Below are 16,344 nucleotides of genomic sequence, written 5' to 3'. Positions count from 1 at the left end.
CGCGCTGCCGAGGCGGACCGCCGTCCGAGCCGTGCTGGCTGCGGCGGGTGCTGGTCCGGGGCGGGCGCTAGGGGAGGAGATGTGCGCTGGGGAGGGCGCATCCGGCGTTCTCGGACCTCCGGTGTGCACATCTCCTCCCGGGCGGCTCGCGCGCCGGGGCGGACCGCCGTCCGAGGCGTGCGGGCTGCGGCGGGTGCTGGTCCGGGGCGGGCGCTAGCGGAGGAGATGTGCGTTGAGGAGGGCGGATTCGGGGTAATAGGACCTCCGGTGTGCACATCTCCTCCCGGGCGGCTCGCACTCGGAGCTACCCGCCTTCTGAGGTTTCCTGGCTGCCCCGGGTGCGCGCCCGGCCGGGCGGCTGCGGAGGAGATGTGCGTGGGGGAGGGCGCATCCGGCGTATTTGAACCTCCGGAGTGCACATCTCCTCCCGAATGGCCCGGCTTCGCCCGGCTTCGACCGGCGGCCGGCGGCTACACCGCGGCGGCGGCGGTACGGCCGGCGACGCGTCCGGAGAAGAGGCATCCGCCGAGGAAGGTTCCCTCCAACGCGCGATAGCCGTGCATCCCGCCCCCGCCGAAGCCGCTCGCCTCGCCCGCCGCATACAGGCCGGGGACAGGCGCCCCGTCGGCGGCGAGCACGCGTGCGCCGAGATCGGTCTCGAGACCTCCGAGGGACTTTCGCGTCAGCACGTGCAGCTTCACGGCGATGAGCGGCCCGGCCGCAGGATCGAGGATGCGGTGGGGCGCGGCCGTGCGGATGATCCGGTCGCCGCGGAAAGCTCTCGCCGATCGCAGCATGGCGATCTGCGCGTCCTTGGTGAAGTCGTTCGCCATCTCCCGGTCCCGCGCCTCCAGCTCGGTGCGCACCCGTGCCGGGTCGAGGACCTCGCCGCCGGGCAGTTCCCGCATCCCGGCGATCAGCGCGTCCAGGTCGTCCCGTACGACGAAGTCCGCTCCGTGGTCGAGGAACGCCTGCACCGGTCCGGCCGCGCCCTTGCCGAGGCGCGAGCGGACGAGGAGCCCCAGGTCCTTCCCCGTCAAGTCCGGGTTCTGCTCGCTGCCCGACAGGGTGAACTCCTTCTCGACGATGCGGGATGACAGCACGAACCAGGAGTGGTCGTGGCCGGTGGCCCGCAGGTGCGCGAGGGTTCCGAGCGTGTCGAACCCGGGGAAGAGGGGTGCGGGCAGCCGCGCCCCGGTGGCGTCGAGCCATACGGACGACGGCCCCGGAAGGATGCGGATGCCGTGGTTCGCCCACACCGGATCCCAGTTGCGGATGCCTTCGACGTAGTGCCACATCCGGTCGCCGTTGATGCGCCGGCCGCCCGCGGATGCCGCGATCGCCAGCATCGACCCATCCACGTAGGCCGGAACGCCGGCGACCATCGACGTCGGCGCACTCCCCAGCCTCGCCGGCCATTGGGAGCGCACCAGGTCGTGATTGCCGCCGATACCGCCGGAGGACACGATCGTCGCGCCGGCGGTGATCCGGAATCCTCCGATGCTCTCGCGAGAGGATGCTGCGCCCCGAGGCGATCCGCTCGGGGCGAGGATGTCGCCGGCGGCACCCGTGACGACGCCGTCCACGGTGAGGAGTTCGGTGACGCGATGGCGGGGAAGAAGAACCGCGCGGCCGTCGCGCTCGGCCTCCTCGACGGCGACCTGGAAGGGGGCAACCACGCCGGGACCGGTGCCCCACGTGATGTGGAAGCGGGGGACGGAGTTCCCCGGTCCCGTCGCGGTGTAGCCGCCGCGCTCGGCCCACCCGACGATCGGGAAGAACCCGACGCCGAGCTCCTTCAACCACGCCCGCTTCTCGCCGGCCGCGAATGCGAGGTAGGCCTCTGCCCATTCGCGGGGGCGGGCGTCTTCGACGCGGTCGAACCCTGCCGTGCCGAACCAATCCTGCCGGGCGAGGTCGAGCGAATCGTTGATGCCGATTCGGCGCTGCTCGGGGGAATCGACGAAGAACAGTCCACCGAACGACCACCATGCCTGGCCGCCGAGGTTCGTGCGCGGTTCCTGGTCGACGATGGCCACCCGCTTGCCCGCCCGGACAGCCTCGCGGGCGGCGACGAGTCCGGACAGTCCCCATCCGATGATGAGGACGTCGGTCTCGTAGGTCTGGACGGTCATGGCGACTCCCTCGTCGTCGTGGCGGTCAGCGTCGGTCGTCTCCCGCCAGGGGGAGCGACGGTCGTCCGCCCCGGGCACCCGTGGTGTCGACCGTGTTCACCATCGCATGCGCCGCTCGCGACAGGTAGTCCCACAGTGTGGCCTCGTGAAGCGGCGGCAGGTTCAATTCATCCACGGCCGTGCGCATGCAGCGGAGCCAGCGGTCGCGCGCGTCGGCATCGACGGCGAAGGGGAGGTGTCGCATCCGCAGCCGGGGATGTCCGCGCCCCTCGCTGTACGTTCCCGGGCCGCCCCAGTACTGCATGAGGAAGAGGGTCAGACGCTCCTGCGCCGGACCGAGGTCTTCCTCGGGGTACATCGGCTTGAGCACGTCGTCGCGCGCCACCTCGCGGTAGAAGATATCGACCAAGCGGCGGAAGACCGGCTCCCCGCCGATCTCCTCATAGAAGGCAAGCGGCTCGCTCATGCGCCGGTCCCCTCGGGCGCGTCGGACGCGGGCTTCTTCGGGGCGCGCTTGGCCGGTGGCGTCTTCGGGGCGGGGGCCGCAGCGCCGGATGCTCCGGCCTGGGATGCGGCGTCCGCATCCGCGTCGCGTTTGCGCCGCGGCTTCCACACCGGGCGTTCGGGGGTGGGAACCGCGGTGGGCTTGGTCTTCGGCGGGTTCGCCCCGCGGACGCGCTGGGCGCCTTCGATTCCGCTCAGCACGATCGAACTGAGCTGCGGCAGCTTCAGTCCCAGATCGTCCATCGCGTGCTTCAGCCGCATCCGTAGTTCGCGTGCGACGTCGTCTTTCGCGTTGGCCCGGGTCTTCAATACCAGGCGGATGACCAGAGCATCGCCCGCGATCGACTCCAGGCCCCACACCTCGGGCTGCTCGATGACACGCGTGCGCCATTTCGCGTCCTTGGTGAGCGCCTGCGCGGCGTCCAGCATCGTCGCCTCGACCTCCGCGATGTCCGCGTCGACCGGGACGGCCAGGTCGATGATGACGCGCGACCACCCCTGCGACATGTTGCCGATGCGGGTGATCTCACCGTTGCGCACGTACCAGAGGGTGCCGTTGACATCGCGGACGTGGGTGATGCGCACGCTGACGTACTCGACGACACCGGTGGCCAACCCCAGGTCGACGACGTCGCCGATGCCGATCTGGTCCTCCGCGACGAGAAAGATCCCGTTCAGCACGTCCTTGACGATGTTCTGCGCACCGAAGCCCAGACCCGCGCCGATCGCGGCGGTGAGCAGCGTCAACGACGCCAGAACGTCGGGGGCGACGATGCCGGCGATGAGGACGAGCGCCACGACGACGATCGCCACGTTCACGATGTTCTGCAGGATGGAGCCGAGCGTCCGCGTCCGCTGGACGAGTCGCACGGCCGCGATCGGTGAACGGTCGAGCGCCTGCGTGTCGTCGACGTTCGCCTTGTTCTTGGCGCCGTTGACGATCCGCCCGACCACACGACGGATGACGAAGCGGAGCCCCCAGGCGATCAGGACGCTGACGACGATCACGACGATGACGTTGAGGGCCCGGAAGCCGAACACGATCGCGCCTTCGCCGAGAGTCGTCCAGAAGTCGGGATCGGTGACGGGCGGGAGCGAGGGGGCGAAGAGAACAGGCATCCCAGCCATGCTAACGACGGATGCCTCGGCGCCGGCTGAGCGTCGAGGCATCCGGTCGGGCGATTCTTAATCCTCCGCGTCGCGGTCCTGCACGGAGAGGGCGCGCTCGACGCCCGCGAGGTTCTCGTGCACGAGACGGCGGAGGGCCGGCGGCGCGTCGGGATGCGCCGACAGCCAGGCGCGCGTGGCGTCGCGCAGCGCGCGGTTGGCCAGGGGCGCCGGGTAGAGCCCCACGATGAGGTACTGGGCGATCTGGTACGTCCGCGACTCCCACACCGGCAGAAGCATGTCGAAGTAGGGCGTGACGAACTCGGCGAGTTCGGTCACGGTCGCGGGGTGGACGAATCCCGCCGCGACCGCACGCACGATGGTGTTCGGAGCATCATCCGTCGTGACCAGGGACTCCCACGCGGCCGTCTTGGCCGCCGCGTCGGGGATGGCCGCCTTCGCCTGTGCGGCGAACTCACCGCCCTTGGCGGTGTTGTCGGCGGCCAGTGCGCGGTCGATGTCGGCCACGTCGACGAGTCCGCCTGCGGCGAGCGACACGAGAAGCTGCCACGAGAGGTCGGTGTCGACCTCGAGGCCCTCGAGACGCGCCTCGCCGTCGCGCAGGGCACGGACCTGCGCCCACTGCTCCGCCGTAGCCGCGGCTGAGGCGAACGCGGTCACGAACTGCAGCTGGTTGTCGCTCCCCGCATCGGCACCCTGCGCGAGCTGCCAGAGGCTCTCGGCGACGCGCGTGCGCGTGGCATCCCGCCTGTCGGGGGCGACGTAGGAGTTCGCAGCAAGCTGCAGCTGCGCGAGGGTGGTGCGTACGGTCGTCGACTCCGTCTCGGAGCCGATGTTCGCGAGCACGAGGTCGACGTAGTCGCTCGCAGACGCTTCCGCATCGCGGGTCTGGTCCCAGGCCGCACCCCACACCAGCGAACGCGCGAGGGGTTCGCGGATGTCTTTCAGGTGCGCGATCGCCGTCCGCAGCGACCGGTCGTCCAGACGGATCTTGGCGTAGGCGAGATCACGGTCGTTCAGAAGCACCAGGTCGGGTCGCTTCTGGCCCTTGAGCTCGGGGACATCCGTCCGGTCGCCGTCGACGTCGAGCTCCAGGTAGTGCACTCGCTCGAGCCCGCCGTCGGTGAGGTCGTAGAACCCGACGCCGAGACGGTGCGGGCGGATCGTCGGGTAATCCGCCGGAGCGGTCTGAACGATCGCGAACCGGGAGATCGTGCCGTCCCCGGACTCATCGATGAGCGGGGACAGCGTGTTGACGCCGGCCGTCTCGAGCCACTTCTTCGACCAGGCGGTCAGCTCGCGACCGCTGGTGGCTTCGAGCTCGGTCAGCAGGTCGCCGAGCTCGGTGTTGGACCACTCGTGCTTGGCGAAGTACGCCGCGACGCCGGCGAAGAACTGCTCGATCCCGACCCAGGCCGCCAGCTGCTTGAGCACAGAGCCGCCCTTGGCGTAGGTGATTCCGTCGAAGTTCACCTGAACGTCTTCGAGGTCGTTGATCTCGGCCACGACCGGGTGCGTCGAAGGCAGCTGATCCTGCCGGTACGCCCAGGTCTTCTCCATGGCGTTGAAGGTCGTCCAGGCCTCGGTCCACTCGGTGGCTTCGGCGGTGGCGATCGTCGACGCCCACTCGGCGAACGACTCGTTCAGCCACAGCCCGTTCCACCACTTCATGGTCACGAGATCGCCGAACCACATGTGCGCGAGTTCGTGAAGGATCGTCACGACGCGACGCTCCTTGATCGCGTCGGTCACCTTGCTGCGGAAGACGTACGACTCCGTGAACGTCACCGCGCCGGCGTTCTCCATGGCGCCGGCGTTGAACTCCGGGACGAAGAGCTGGTCGTACTTGGCGAAGGGGTACGGGTAGGCGAACTTCTCCTCGTAGTACGCGAATCCCTGACGCGTCTTGTCGAAGACGTAGTCGGCGTCCAGGTGCTGCCAGAGGCTCTTTCGTGCGTACACGCCGAGGGGGATGACCCGGCCGGAGGCGCTCGTCAACTCGGAGAACGTCGACTCGTACGGGCCGGCGATGAGGGCTGTGATGTACGAGGAGATCCGCGGGGTCGGTTCGAATCGCCACGTCGCCGTGCCGTCCCCGTGCCGCTGGGGCTCGGGGGTGGGGGAGTTCGAGACCACCGCCCACGGCTCCGGCGCGGTGACGGTGAACTGGAACGTCGCCTTCAGGTCGGGCTGCTCGAAGACGGCGTACATCCTCCGCGAGTCGGGCACCTCGAACTGCGAGTAGAGGTACACCTCTCCGTCCACCGGGTCGACGAAGCGATGCAGGCCTTCGCCGGTGTTGGTGTAGAGGCAGTCCGCATCCACGATGAGTTCGTTCTCGCGCTCTAGTCCGGTCAGCGCGATGCGCGAGTCGGCGAAGGCGCCGAGGTCGACCGAGCGGCCGTTGAGGGTGATTTCGCGCACGTCGCGCGCGATCAGGTCGACGAAGGTGTCGGCGCCATCGGTGGCGCTGAAGCGGATGATCGTCCGCGATCCGAAGATCTCGGGACCCCGGGTCAGATCCAGGGCGACCTCGTACGACTGCGTGTCGACGATGGCGCGGCGTTCCTGCGCTTCGATGCGGGTGAGGTTCTCTCCAGGCACGTGCATGCTCCCAGGGGTGTCAGGGCGGATGTCGCGGGCGGCGCTGCTGACGCCGGCGGCAACCGTCTCAGCCTAGCGTCGGCGCCCGCCCGGAGAAGGACCGGGTGGACGATGAGAGGATGGGGGAGTGCCCCACGATGCCCCCCACCCTCCGTACGAATCCGACCAGGTCCCGTACGCCAGTCCCGCAGCGCGTGCCGGTCTGCCGTGGGTGGAGGAGCCGGTCGCGTACGACGCGATCCTCCTCGCCGGCTTCGGGGGGCCGGAGGGTCAGGATGATGTCATCCCGTTCCTGCGGAACGTCACCCGGGGGCGGGGCATCCCGGACGAGCGTCTGGAAGAGGTGGCTCATCACTACCGCCACTTCGACGGCGTGAGTCCCATCAACGCCCAGAACCGAGCCCTGAAGGCGGCGCTGGAGGCCGAGATCGCCCGACGCGACCTCGATCTGCCGGTCTACTGGGGGAACCGCAACTGGGCGCCGTACCTGGAGGAGGCGGTCCAGGATGCCTCGGCGGCGGGCGACACGACGCTTCTCGCGATCGCGACCAGCGCGTACAGCTCGTTCTCCAGCTGCCGGCAGTACCGCGAGGACTTCGCCCGCGTTCTGGAGTCGACGGGCCTCGGAGAGACCGTGACCATCGACAAGGTCCGCCAGTTCTTCGACCACCCCGGCTTCGTCTCCACCTTCATCCAGGGGGTCCGCACCGCGGTAGCCGGTTTCCTCGCCGAGGGCGTGGCTCCGGCCGCGATCCGCGTGCTTTTCTCCACTCACTCCATCCCCCTGGCGGACGCTCAACGATCCGGTCCGCGCGACGTCGACTTCGGGGAGGGCGGCGCATACGCTGCGCAGCATCGTGCTGTCGCCGAGCTCGTCATGACGGAAGTGGCGGCCACAACCGCCGACGTGGCGTGGGAGCTCGTCTACCAGTCCCGCTCAGGTCCGGCCACCCAGCCGTGGCTGGAACCTGACGTCAACGAGGTCATCGCGGAGCTTCCGGCTCAGGGGGTCGAGGCGGTCGCCATCGTGCCGCTGGGCTTCGTCAGCGACCACATGGAAGTCCTCTGGGATCTCGACACCGAGGCCATGGAGGCCGCCGCCGAGGCCGGGCTGCGGGCGGTGCGCACGCCGACGCCCGGGGTCGACCCGGCATACGTGTCCGGCCTCGTCGACCTCATCCAGGAGCGGCTCCGGGGCACACCCGCGGCCGACCGCCCTCACACGACCGCCCTCGGCCCCTGGTTCGACGTCTGCCGACCCGGCTGCTGCGAGAACGTGCGGGCGGGTTTCAAGCCCGCCGCCGCCGGGGTGGCTCCATAAAATGTCTGGCATGCGCATCCACATCGCCACCGACCATGCCGGTCTGGACTTCTCGACCCAGCTGCAGCATCACCTCGCGGCACAGGGGCACGAGGTCATCGACCACGGCCCCCTGGAGTACGACGCGGTGGACGACTATCCGGCGTTCTGCATCCGCGCCGCTCAGGCGGTCGTGCGCGACCAGGAAGCGGGCATCGAAACGCTGGGCGTCGTGTTCGGCGGATCCGGCAACGGCGAGCAGATCTCGGCGAACAAAGTCCGCGGTGTGCGTGCAGCGCTGGTGTGGAACATCCCGACCGCAGAGCTCGCGCGCCAGCACAACGATGCGAACGTCATCGCCATCGGGGCGCGTCAGCACACCTTCGACGAGGCGGCATCCTTCATCGACCGGTTCATCGCGACGCCGTTCTCCGGTGAAGAGCGGCACGCGCGACGCATCGCTCAGATCGCGGCCTTCGAGGAGGACGGTGCGCTCGCGCCGGATCCGCGTGCCACCACCGCCGGCCCCGACGTGCTCGATGCCAGTGACACCTTCGATCCCGAGGCCGGCTGATGCCCGAAGGGCATTCCGTCCACCGCATCGCTCGCCAGTTCGACCGTAACTTCGTGGGGCGCCGGGTCGCCGCATCCAGTCCGCAGGGCCGGTTCGTCGAAGGCGCGTCGCTGATCGATGGGCGCGAGGTGCTCGCCGCCCGCGCGGTCGGCAAGCAGATGTTCCTGCAATTCGAGGGCGACCTCTGGCTGCGCGTGCACCTCGGGCTCTACGGCGCCTGGGACTTCGCCGGCGAGATCCTCGTCGACCCGACGATCGCCTCGGCGAACGGCCGGATGGGCCAGACGAACCAGCGCGGCACCGAGCTCGGCGACGCACCGATCCTGGACGGTGCCGGGGAGAACTCGCTTTCATCGATCGGCGCTCCCCGCAAGGCGCGCGGTCGCGTGCGCATGTCGGAGCAGACCACCGGGATGGAGGAGGAGAGCGAGTGGCCGCCGCCGGTGGTCGGGCAGGTCCGCCTGCGACTCCTCACGGACGTCACCTGCGCAGACCTCCGCGGCCCCACCGCGTGTGTTCTGCAGACCCCGGACGAGGTCGCCGCGACGATCGCGAAGCTGGGTCCGGATCCGCTGGTCGACGGTGCGGCCGCCGGCGAGGAGCGGTTCGTCGCCACCGTCCGCCGGAAGGCGACGCCGATCGGACTGCTGCTGATGGATCCGTCCGTCGTGAGTGGCATCGGCAACGTCTACCGGGCCGAGCTGCTGTTCCGCGCGCGGCAGAATCCGCATACCCCGGGGCGAGACGTCCCCGAAGAGGTCGTCCGCGCCATCTGGCGAGACTGGGTGCGGCTGCTCACCATCGGTGTCGAGACCGGACAGATGATGACGATGGACGACCTCGACCCGGACGGCTACCGCCGGGCGATGGCGAGCCGCGACGACCGGCACTGGGTCTACCACCGCGCGGGCCTCCCGTGCCGCATCTGCGGCACGACGATCCTGGTGGAAGAGGCCGCCGGGCGGAACCTGTACTGGTGCCCGCGCGACCAGGCCTGAACCTCCGGTCGACTCGCCAACTTATGCGCGATTTCGGCCCGGTTTGCGACGTTTTCTGGCGAGTCGACCGAGGTAGGGAGGCTCACGCCCCCAGGACGACCTGGAGCGCGAGCCACAGCGAGACGGTCGCGACCGTGGTCCAGATGGCGATGGCGATGCCCTGCCAGAGCAGCACCCACGCTCGGGAGGTCCCGCCGGCCACGAGTATGGCGGAGGTGAACTGGGTGGGGATCGCCAGGGGGCCGAGGATGCTGGCACCGGGCACACCGAATCGGACGAGCATCTTCTGGAAGCGCAGGCGTCCCTTCGACTCCGGTTTCGCGACGGGCGCTTCCATCGTGGTCACGCCTCCGGCGCTGCCCACGGCGGCGGTCCGGCTGGCTTGGCGGTTGACGACGGCGGTTCGTGCACCCGAGCTGAGAAGCACGACGAGGAGCACGCTGACGAAATTGCCCACTGCCGCAGCGATCGCGGCGACGAACAGGTTGATTCCGCCGACGATGCCGATGATGGCCGCTCCTTCGCCTTCGATGAAGGGGATGGCGCCGGCGAGCATGACGATGAACGGTTGGATGAGTTCGGGCACCTGGGCCACGAGATTCTGGAAGTTCTGGACGAGTTCTTCGATGGGATTCATCGGAACGGCTCCTTGAAGAGATGGCGAGACGCCGGGATCTGTCCCGGCTGATCCCCAGTAGAAACCGTGTTCTCAGGACATGGTCAAGCGCTGGCCGACAGGGATGTCAGTCAGCCTCCCCGCTCTGTTCGGATGCGCGGCGGAGCTGCTCGTGGGCGAGGACGCTGGCACGGCCCAGCACGTCGAGCTGAGCGGGGTTGTACAGCTCCACGAGTGCGTCTATGAACGTCTGCTGCGTGACCTGCGGGCCCTTCGACAGGTGCGCCTTCGGATCGTTCAGCCAGGGGTAGTCGATCATGTTCCGCGCGATCACCGGCGCGAGCCGTTCGGCAAGCTGCCGCCTGGTCGCCTCGTCCGCATCCGCGCGGAGCGCGTCGATTTCGGCGCCGACGGCGTCGGTGTCGGCCTCGACCATCTTCCGCACATCCGCGAGCGCGTCCTCGTCGTACAACCGCGTATAGATGTGGAGGATCGAATTGTCGGCCTCGGAGAGCTGTGACGCCACGGACTCGAAGCCTGCGGGTGCGTCGGCCGGCGCACGGTCGCGCAGGATGGCCGCGATATCTGACCGCGCCTGCTCCAAGCGCTCGATCCTCGCCGCAAGCTCAGCGTCCAGATCCCTCAGCGCCTCTGGCGTGCTGCCCCCACCTGCGGCCACCTCCCCGATCTGAGACAGCGGTACCCCCAGATCGACGAGACGCCGGATACGCAGGAGACACACCAGATGCCGTACCTCGTATTCTTTGTAACCGTTGTACCTGCGCTCAGGGACATCGAGCAGGCCCAACCGGTGATAGTGCCGGATTGTGTTCACCGTCGTCCCCGCCAGGTGGGCGAGTTCACGAGTACTCCACGCCACGTGCGACTCCTTCGATGGCATCAAACGTACCGAACGGTGCAGGAGGAGGGTTCGGCATCGAGTCGAGCGCGGGTCGTAGGCTGGCCGGATGCGGCAGAATCCGAGCTTCGCGATGACGGACGTGGGCGAGCTGCGGCGGCTGGTCGAGGAGAACCCCTGGGGCACCCTCGTCAGTGCCACCGACGAGGGGCTCGTCGCGTCGCACTACGCCGTCCTCCTGGACGACGACCGCGACGACCTGACCATCGTCGGGCATGTGGGCAAGCCCGACGACCTCATCCACGGCCTCGGCCAACGTGAGCTCCTCGTCGTCGTGCAGGGCCCGCACGGCTACATCTCGCCCGGCTGGTACGGCGACGTCGCATCCGTCCCCACGTGGAACTTCGTCTCGGCACACCTGACCGGTGTGCCCGAGCTGCTCAGCCCCGAGGAGAACCTCCGCATCCTCGACCGCCTCGTGGCGCGGTTCGAAAACCGGCTGCCGCAGCCGCGGCAGCTGTGGGAGCTCCCCAACGACGCGACCTTCGTCGAGCGCCTGGAGAAGGGGACCGTCGGCTTCCGCCTCACCCCGCGGCGCGTCGTCGCCAAGCGCAAGCTCAGCCAGAACAAGACACCGGAGGTCGTCGAGACGATCATCGCCGAACTCTCCGCATCGGGTCCGTACGCCGACGCGCGGTTGGCCGCGGAGATGCAGCGCGCCGCCGACGCGCGACCCCGCGCATGATCGGGGAGGCCATCGGCACCATCCGCGGTGCCCGCGTAGCGGGGGCCGGCCGCGAAATGCTCCTGGACGACGGTCCGGTCGACGTGTTCGTCACCGACGGGCGCATCACCGACATCGCACCATCGGGGGCACTCCCGCCGGTCGGCGCGGTGCTCGATGCAGAGGGCGCGTGGCTGATTCCCGGCCTCTGGGACCATCACGTCCACATGCTCCAGGCCGCGATGGCGGGGGTACGCGTGCCGCTGGGGTCCGCGGATTCCGCCGCCGAGGCGGCGGCGATCATGGGTGCCGCCGCGCCGATCGACGGCCGGCGGATCGGCGTCGGCTTCCGTGACGCGTTCTGGGCGGATGCTCCGACCCTCGAGCTGCTCGATTCCGCCACCGGCGAGGTGCCGACCTACCTTGTCAACGCCGACGTGCACAGTGCGTGGCTCAACTCCGCCGCCTTTCGCCGCGAAGGTCTGCGCGCCGACGATGACGGGATGCTCCGGGAGGAGGGCGCCTTCGAGGTCTCGCGTCGACTCAACGCCGTCGACGCGACGGCGGGTGACCGTCAGGTCCATCGCCTCGCGCAGGAGGCCGCCGCGCGTGGCGTGGTCGGCATCGTCGACCTCGACATGGCATGGAACGACGAGGCCTGGATGCGCCGCACTTCCCAGGGATTCGACACCCTCCGGGTGTCGTACGGCATCTACCCCTCAGATCTGGACCGTGCGATCGCCGAAGGACTGCGCAGCGGCGACGCGGTTCGCGGCAGCACCTCCCGGCTGGTGCGGACGGGCGGATTCAAGGTCATCACAGACGGCTCGCTCGGTACCCGCACGGCCGCCTGCTCACACGCCTATCCGGAAACCGGCGAGCGCGGGGTCCTCACGGTGGACGCCGAGACGCTGCTGGATCTCATGAGCCGCGCCACCGGGGCAGGTCTGGCGTGCTTCGTCCATGCGATCGGCGACGTGGCCAACACGTCCGCGCTCGACGCTTTCGCGGCCACGGGTGCCACAGGAACGATCGAGCACGCGCAGCTCGTGGCGCACACGGACATCCCCCGGTTCGCCCGCCTGGGCGTGGCGGCCAGCGTGCAGCCGGAACATGCGCTGGATGACCGCGACCTCACCGACACCGTGTGGGCGGGTCAGACGGCGCACCCGTATCCGCTGCGCTCCCTCGCCGACAGCGGCGCGAACCTGCAGTTCGGATCCGACGCACCCGTTTCCCCCCTCGATCCGTGGGCGGCGATCGCCGGCGCGGTGTTCCGCACGCGGGGAGGGCGGGAGCCGTGGCGGCCGCACGAGCGGATCGACGTGGATACCGCCCTCGGGGCATCCACGGCGGGAGGTTCGACCTCCGGCGCACGGATCGAGCCGGGCGCCCTGGCTGATCTCGCGCTCTGTGAGAGCGACCCGCGGACCGCCGACGAGGCGGGGATGCGGGGAATGCGGGTGACCGCCACGCTCGTCGCCGGGCGCGTCACCTTCGCGGCCTGACGCGACGAAGCCCCCGGCTGCTCTGCGGCGGCCGGGGGCTTCGAACGTGGCGGATTACTCCGCGAGGTGGGCGAAGAGGAACCAGCGGTCCTTCTCCAGGCCTTCCTTGATGGTGACAGCGACGTCCTGGCTCGTGAGGTCGATCTCGTCGAGGCCGTCGATGGCGACCTGCAGGTCGGTGAGTACGGTGTCGATGTCGGAGATGACGTCGCGCACCATCTCTTCCCACTGCGTGAAGCCCGCGCGAACGGCCGACGTGGACTTCTCGGCGACGCTCGTCAGGCGACCGTCCACGGGGAGGCCGAGTGCGACGATCCGCTCGGCGGCGTCGTCGGACCATTCGCGAGCGTGTTCCACGACGGTGTCGAGGAGCTCGTGGATCGCGATGAAGTTGGATCCGCGCACGTTCCAGTGCGCCTGCTTGCCGTTGACCGACAGGGCTGTCAGCCCGACGACGACCGGGCTGAGGAACTGTGCGGCGGCTGCTGCCACGGTGGGGTCGGCAGCGGTGGCCGGTGTGGTCTGCGTGTGAGTCATTTCTCGCCTCCGTACTGGGCAGGAGATGCCCGTGAGGACCAACGCTACTCAGGGCGGAACATTCCGCAAGCAAGCGAAGGCTGGGCTTACATCCGCGCGAACCCGCGCAAATCCCGGGGACCGCCTGCTGTGTCGACTACCGTCGAGTGGTGCCTTCCGCCGACCCGACCCCCGCTCCGCAGCACCTCGGCGATCCGGCCGATGTGCGCCGCCGCATCCCCGTGGACCGTTCGCCCGAGCACGCGGAGCCGGCGCGGTTCCTTCCGCATGTGCAGGGCCTGCGCGCAATCGCGGTCCTCTTCGTCGTGCTCTACCACTTCTGGCCGGGGCGCCTGCCGGGCGGCTATGTCGGCGTCGACATCTTCTTCGTGATCTCGGGCTTCCTCATCACGTCCCACCTCATGCGCGAGTTGACGGCGACCGGTACCGTCCGCCTGGGCCAGTTCTGGGCCCGACGCGCCCGCCGGCTTCTTCCCGCATCCCTCCTGGTCCTGCTGTTCTGCGCGATCGTGGCGATGTCCCCGTACCTGACGCCGACATCCGCGCTGCCGAACGAGGTGCAGGAGATCGTCGCATCCACGTTCTACGTGGAGAACTGGTTCCTCGCCCTCAACTCCGCCGACTACCTCGGCCACGGTGGGGAGCCCACCACCGTGCAGCACTACTGGTCGCTGTCTCTCGAAGAGCAGTTCTACGTCCTGTGGCCCCTGCTGATGCTCCTCGCCGCGTGGATCGCGGTGAAGTGGCTCCACGGATCGACGCGCCGCACCGTGGTGATCGTCCTCGGTGTCGTGTCCATCGCCTCGTTCGTCTTCTGCGTCTTCTTCACGCTGACCGACCCCGCACCGGCGTACTTCGTGACCTTCGGGCGGATGTGGCAGTTCGGGGTGGGCGCGATGCTCGCCCTCGTCCCGCTGCTGCGGGTGCAGCATCCGGTGGTCAGCTTCATCCTCGGATGGGGCGGCGTTCTTGTGCTGCTCTACGTCGCGTTCCGCTTCGACGGCCAGACCCCGTTCCCCGGCTACGCCGCCGCCCTCCCGACCCTGGGAGCCGCCGCGATCATCGCTGCGTCCAATACGAAACGGTGGTGGTACCCGACCCGGGTGCTGGCCCTCCGCCCCGCACAGTTCGTGGGGAACATCTCCTATTCGCTGTACCTGTGGCACTGGCCGCTGATCGTGATCGCACCGTCGGTGCCGTTCTGGGGATTGACGATCTACCACCGTGTCGCGCTCCTCGTGCTGTGCTTCGTGCTCGCGTGGCTGACCAAGCGCTTCGTCGAGGATCCGGCGCGCTCGTGGCGTGTGCTGACATCCCGCCCCGCGCGCGTGACCCTGTGGTCGTCACTGGCCGCGATGGTGGTCGTGGGCGCGGTGGCCGCGGGGGCGTGGGCCGTGAACGCGCCGGCGTATCGGGATGGCGTACAGGCGCTCGAGCAGCTGCGCGAAGATCCCCCGGAGTGCTTCGGGGCGGCCGCGGTGCTGGATGCCGGCTGCGCCGGAACGGAATGGGACGACACGATCCTGCCCGCGCCCGGCTTCGCCGGCGTCGATCGCCCCGCCGACGAACAGTGCTTCGTGCAGCTGAACAACGCCCGCGCGGTGTTGTGCGAGTTCGGTTCGGACGATCCGGATGCTCCGACCGTCGCCCTCGTCGGTGACAGCCACGCCTACCAGCTGCTGTCCACCTTCCAGCGGATCGCCGAGAACGAGGGATGGCACCTGACGACGTTCTTCAAGGGTGCCTGCCCGTGGAACACGACGCCGTTGTCAACGCCCGGGTCCTTCGGAGACGCCTGCACCCAGTGGCGGGACAGCGTCGCGACCGAGCTGCAGGAGGCCGACGTCGACGCGGTCTTCACGGCGGCCCTCGCCACGACGCCGTTCTCCGCCGCGGGGTACGACTCCTCGTTCGACGCGGCGGTCGCGGGCTACCGCGAGGCGTGGTCGGCGATGACCGACCGCGGCGTCCCGGTGATCACCGTCGTGGACAACCCGGTGTGGGAGACCGACCCGAACAAGTGCCTGCGCACGCGAGATGCCGCGTCGTGCGAGGGAGCGCGGTCGGAGGTGCTCGTTGCGGACGACCCGCTGCGCGCTGCCGCGGAGGGTGCCGAGGGCGTCACGTTGCTCGATTTCACCGACGTCTACTGCACGGAGGAGCTCTGCTCGCCGGTCGTGGGCGGCGCGAACGTGTACCGCGATCAGGACCACCTGACCGTGACGTTCGCCGACACCTTGGCACCGTGGTTCACCGAGGCGGTCGGGGAGGCGCTCGCGGGCTCTCAGTAGGCTCGCCTCATGACGATCGCCGCCGACGCCACCGTTCTGGCCCTCCCTGGTTCGACCCCCTCCGTGGATGCGTCCGCCTTCGTCGCACCGGGGGCACGTGTGGTGGGTGATGTGACTCTCGCCGCCGAGTCGAGCGTCTGGTACAACGCGGTTCTCCGGGCCGACAGCGCCCCCATCACGATCGGGGCCGGCAGCAATCTGCAGGACAATGTGTCGGTGCACGTGGATGCCGGACACCCGGTGCGCATCGGCGAGAACGTCTCGGTGGGGCACAACGCGGTCGTCCATGGGTGCACGATCGGCGACGGGTCGCTCATCGGCATGGGCAGCGTCATTCTCTCCGGCGCGGTCATCGGCGCCGGATGCCTCATCGCCGGGGGCGCCGTCGTCCTCGAGGGCAGCGTCATCCCGGACGGCTCCCTCGTCGCTGGGGTGCCCGCGAAAGTGCGGCGCGAGCTGACCGGCGAGGAACGCGCCCGCCTGCGTGCGAACGCGGACATCTACCGTGACCACGTCCGCACGCACGCGGCGGCCGTGGACGCGGCGGCGGACCCGGCGTAGCGTCG

General features: G+C 69.3%; 14 protein-coding genes. 7 read left to right on the top strand and 7 right to left on the bottom strand.

The window, feature by feature from the left end:
* Positions 1–470 precede the first annotated feature (470 nt).
* From AC4FS2_RS06770 to pepN, 4 genes are all read right to left on the bottom strand, one after another.
* Positions 471–2,135, bottom strand: coding sequence for an FAD-binding dehydrogenase (locus AC4FS2_RS06770; RefSeq protein WP_491152565.1), 1,665 nt, complete (start codon positions 2,133–2,135; stop codon positions 471–473).
* A gap of 25 nt (positions 2,136–2,160) precedes the next feature.
* Positions 2,161–2,601, bottom strand: coding sequence for a globin (locus tag AC4FS2_RS06765; protein WP_491152566.1), 441 nt, complete (start codon positions 2,599–2,601; stop codon positions 2,161–2,163).
* Positions 2,598–3,758 (bottom strand): mechanosensitive ion channel family protein, encoded by a 1,161-nt coding sequence (locus AC4FS2_RS06760; RefSeq protein ID WP_491152568.1) that lies wholly within the window; start codon positions 3,756–3,758, stop codon positions 2,598–2,600. Before AC4FS2_RS06760 ends, AC4FS2_RS06765 begins: the two co-directional genes overlap by 4 nt.
* A gap of 66 nt (positions 3,759–3,824) precedes the next feature.
* Positions 3,825–6,371, bottom strand: coding sequence for an aminopeptidase N (gene pepN, locus AC4FS2_RS06755; protein ID WP_491155634.1), 2,547 nt, complete (start codon positions 6,369–6,371; stop codon positions 3,825–3,827).
* A 127-nt stretch (positions 6,372–6,498) separates the two neighbouring features.
* Between pepN and AC4FS2_RS06750 the strand changes: the two genes are divergently transcribed.
* From AC4FS2_RS06750 to AC4FS2_RS06740, 3 genes are read left to right on the top strand one after another with little or no spacing between them, the layout of a single operon-like run.
* The gene (locus AC4FS2_RS06750) at positions 6,499–7,692 is read left to right on the top strand and encodes a ferrochelatase (protein WP_491152569.1); all 1,194 of its coding nucleotides are present in this window, start codon (positions 6,499–6,501) and stop codon (positions 7,690–7,692) included.
* Between the two features lie 10 nt (positions 7,693–7,702).
* Entirely contained in the window at positions 7,703–8,245 is a 543-nt protein-coding gene (locus AC4FS2_RS06745) for a ribose-5-phosphate isomerase (RefSeq protein WP_491152570.1), read from the top strand.
* The gene (locus AC4FS2_RS06740) at positions 8,245–9,243 is read left to right on the top strand and encodes an Fpg/Nei family DNA glycosylase (protein WP_491152572.1); all 999 of its coding nucleotides are present in this window, start codon (positions 8,245–8,247) and stop codon (positions 9,241–9,243) included. The genes AC4FS2_RS06745 and AC4FS2_RS06740 overlap by 1 nt, the downstream gene beginning before the upstream one ends.
* An 82-nt stretch (positions 9,244–9,325) precedes the next feature.
* Here the strand turns inward: AC4FS2_RS06740 and AC4FS2_RS06735 are convergent, their stop codons facing one another.
* Together AC4FS2_RS06735 and AC4FS2_RS06730 are read right to left on the bottom strand one after the other, a co-directional pair.
* On the bottom strand, positions 9,326–9,880 hold the full coding sequence (locus AC4FS2_RS06735; protein ID WP_491152574.1) for a small multidrug efflux protein: 555 nt from the start codon (positions 9,878–9,880) through the stop codon (positions 9,326–9,328).
* A 106-nt stretch (positions 9,881–9,986) separates the two neighbouring features.
* Positions 9,987–10,739, bottom strand: a complete 753-nt coding sequence (locus AC4FS2_RS06730; RefSeq protein ID WP_491152576.1) for a MerR family transcriptional regulator — start codon at positions 10,737–10,739, stop codon at positions 9,987–9,989.
* A gap of 88 nt (positions 10,740–10,827) precedes the next feature.
* Here AC4FS2_RS06730 and AC4FS2_RS06725 point away from each other — a divergent pair, with 88 nt between their 5' ends.
* Positions 10,828–11,463, top strand: a complete 636-nt coding sequence (locus AC4FS2_RS06725; protein WP_491152578.1) for an FMN-binding negative transcriptional regulator — start codon at positions 10,828–10,830, stop codon at positions 11,461–11,463.
* Positions 11,460–12,950, top strand: coding sequence for an amidohydrolase (locus tag AC4FS2_RS06720; protein ID WP_491152580.1), 1,491 nt, complete (start codon positions 11,460–11,462; stop codon positions 12,948–12,950). The genes AC4FS2_RS06725 and AC4FS2_RS06720 overlap by 4 nt, the downstream gene beginning before the upstream one ends.
* A 54-nt stretch (positions 12,951–13,004) precedes the next feature.
* Here AC4FS2_RS06720 and AC4FS2_RS06715 read toward each other — a convergent pair whose 3' ends face one another.
* Positions 13,005–13,487, bottom strand: a complete 483-nt coding sequence (locus tag AC4FS2_RS06715; protein WP_491152582.1) for a Dps family protein — start codon at positions 13,485–13,487, stop codon at positions 13,005–13,007.
* 149 nt (positions 13,488–13,636) lie between these two features.
* Here AC4FS2_RS06715 and AC4FS2_RS06710 point away from each other — a divergent pair, with 149 nt between their 5' ends.
* Both AC4FS2_RS06710 and AC4FS2_RS06705 read left to right on the top strand, forming a co-directional pair.
* Positions 13,637–15,778, top strand: coding sequence for an acyltransferase family protein (locus tag AC4FS2_RS06710; RefSeq protein ID WP_491152584.1), 2,142 nt, complete (start codon positions 13,637–13,639; stop codon positions 15,776–15,778).
* 9 nt (positions 15,779–15,787) lie between these two features.
* Positions 15,788–16,339 (top strand): gamma carbonic anhydrase family protein, encoded by a 552-nt coding sequence (locus AC4FS2_RS06705; RefSeq protein ID WP_491152586.1) that lies wholly within the window; start codon positions 15,788–15,790, stop codon positions 16,337–16,339.
* Positions 16,340–16,344 lie beyond the last annotated feature (5 nt).

This window comes from Microbacterium sp. Z10_103 (genome assembly GCF_058310455.1).
Note: the sequence above shows the minus strand (reverse complement) of the source record. Positions and strands in the feature narration are given on the sequence as shown.